This window comes from Vibrio sp. M260118 (genome assembly GCF_036533755.1).
Taxonomy (GTDB): domain Bacteria; phylum Pseudomonadota; class Gammaproteobacteria; order Enterobacterales; family Vibrionaceae; genus Vibrio.
On the sequence record NZ_JATABG010000463.1, the window covers coordinates 1 to 2279 of the forward strand.

At 45.4% G+C, this 2279-nt stretch carries 3 protein-coding genes; 2 read left to right on the forward strand and 1 reads right to left on the reverse strand.

The annotated features are described in order from the left end of the window. A partial coding sequence (locus tag QTO00_RS18380; RefSeq protein WP_331426062.1) for a DMT family transporter occupies window positions 1–726 on the forward strand: 726 nt, incomplete at its 5' end. Here QTO00_RS18380 and QTO00_RS18385 read toward each other — a convergent pair. Next, window positions 723–1184, reverse strand: a complete 462-nt coding sequence (locus QTO00_RS18385; RefSeq protein WP_331426063.1) for a GNAT family N-acetyltransferase — start codon at window positions 1182–1184, stop codon at window positions 723–725. The two genes, QTO00_RS18380 and QTO00_RS18385, sit on opposite strands and share 4 nt — an antisense overlap. Window positions 1185–1466: 282 nt before the next feature. On the opposite strand from QTO00_RS18385, the gene QTO00_RS18390 reads away from it, so the two are divergent. After that, a partial coding sequence (locus tag QTO00_RS18390; RefSeq protein ID WP_331426064.1) for a methyl-accepting chemotaxis protein occupies window positions 1467–2279 on the forward strand: 813 nt, incomplete at its 3' end.

The window sequence follows — 2279 nt, forward strand, 5'->3', positions numbered from 1 at the left end:
CTCCCCCTAAGAAATAATTTTAGACACTTTATGACGATTGGGTTATTCAACACTGCCCTTCCCTTTATGCTGCTCGCCTATGCTGCGCAAACTTTAAACGCATCGACGCTATCGGTTCTAAACTCAACAGCCGCGATTTGGGGAGCGTTAATCGGAGTCTTTTGGCATAAGACTAAGCTAACAGGCAAAGCTAGTACTGGCATGTTAATCGGGGTTATAGGGGTGACTACGCTCGTCGGTATAGATGCAATAAATGTTGGCTTAGACGCCGCACTACCAATACTTGCAAGCGTAATGGCAGCGTTTAGCTACGGCATTGCTACGAATTACACAAAAACAGCGCCCAAAATAGCCGCATTTGACAATGCCCACGGTAACATGTGGGCAGCGGTGTTAATCATCCTACCTTTACTACCCTTTGTTCCGATGAGGGGAGAGCCGACCCAAGCTGAGGTGATATCTGTGGTTATTTTAGGGGTAGTGTGTACAGGGGCCGCGTACTTACTCTACTTCAGGCTTGTCGCTGACGAAGGTGCTGCGTCTGCTCTTTCCGTCACCTTTTTGATTCCCGTGTTCGGTATTCTCTGGGGCTCATTGATTCTTGATGAGCCGATTGGATGGAACACCATTTTAGGCACCATTATGGTGCTTAGCGGCACCATGATGGTCACTGGCTTTTCTCCTAGTAAACTGTTACATAAACCAAAACCCATCGAACAAAACTAACGTTGTAACTCTAAGGTCATAAATTGGCTATTCGGATCTAGCGAGTAGCTGCCGAACGGCCCACAATATCGAAAACCGAATTTTTCATACAGAGATCGAGCTGGAGCAAAAAACGCCATTGAGCCAGTCTCCAAGCTCACTCGTTTGAATCCGTGTTCGCGAGCAAAATCTAAAGCATGACCGAGCATAGTTGATGCCACGCCTTTGTATCTTGCATCAAGCGCAGTGCGCATCGATTTAAGTTCAGCATGTTCGGAATCCAAACGTTTAATAGCAGCACAAGCCAACAATTGCTCTTCTTGCCACCCACTCCAAAATGTCACGGCCTGATCTTTAAGTGAACTGACATCTAGCGCGTGTACACTCTCTGGGGGTGAAGTAGCATTCATATCGGCTAAATGATCTTCAAGTAATCTAATCACTTCTGGATGGTCTAAATGACCGGTTCTTATTTCCATAACACCCTCTAAAATGCAACCAACACAGCTAGTTAGCAAAAACAAAGCCAAGTTCAAACTGCAGATATTAATATCGTGGTAGCAGCAGTATATTAGTTGATGTAAAAAGTATATTTTTCAATCAACCATCAACGAAGATCACATTTATCAAACTAACACGGCATATAATTGCAAAATATTGCGACAAATAACTCATAATTATTCCCCTCAGGCCGATAGATTTATTCATATACTTTTTACAAAGCAAATCAGCCATCCGAGCAAACGGAGCAGGGATACGATATGAGAGAAGTAGATTTTAGAACCATAGACCGCTTGTTCATCAAGATGTCTATTAACGACAAGATTTGGGTCATTTTCGGCCTTTTTTTCGTCGCACTCGCCTCAATTGCGGGTGGAAGGTACTACCAAGAAATAAGTTCGTTTGAGCAGAGTACTATCTATGCCGCAGAGCAGCGGCTACAGGGGATTATAAGCGTCGGCACCCCTGAAAATATCAAGCAAATGTCTAGTGTTACTCGTGTATCGTCTTTGCAAGCGCCTAAATACAAAGATGGTGTTGCTACCGTCACCGCGAAAGCAAATGACGGGCAAGTCTATCAATTAGTATTGGATAACAAGCCCCAAGCTGAGCAAGTACAGTCACAAGCCATTACAAGCTTAGGTCTAAGCGCATTGTGGGCCGTTCCGTTTGCGATTTTCTGTTACTGGGTGGCGACCTTCTTAGGTGGAGCACTGTGGGTGCTTTACACCACCACTCAACGTATCGGTGAGGGTGACCTGACCTCTCGCCTTGGTTTCCACCCTGGCCGTGATGAATTTGGCACCATCGGCTGTGCACTCGATAAAGCAATGGATACACTCACTGAGCTTGTTGTTACAGTGAAAGAGAATGCGACCACTATGAGTGAGACCTCCGCCTCATTTGAGCAAGAGATGAGACTGAGTGAAACACAAATCAGCCAACAATATGCTTCGCTAGATTCGGTGGCGACGGCAATGGAAGAGATGACAGCGTCAGCAAAAGAAGTGTCGAATATTTCTCAGCAAGCGACAGCTCAAACTGAAAGCGATGGCGAACACATCGAACAGAGC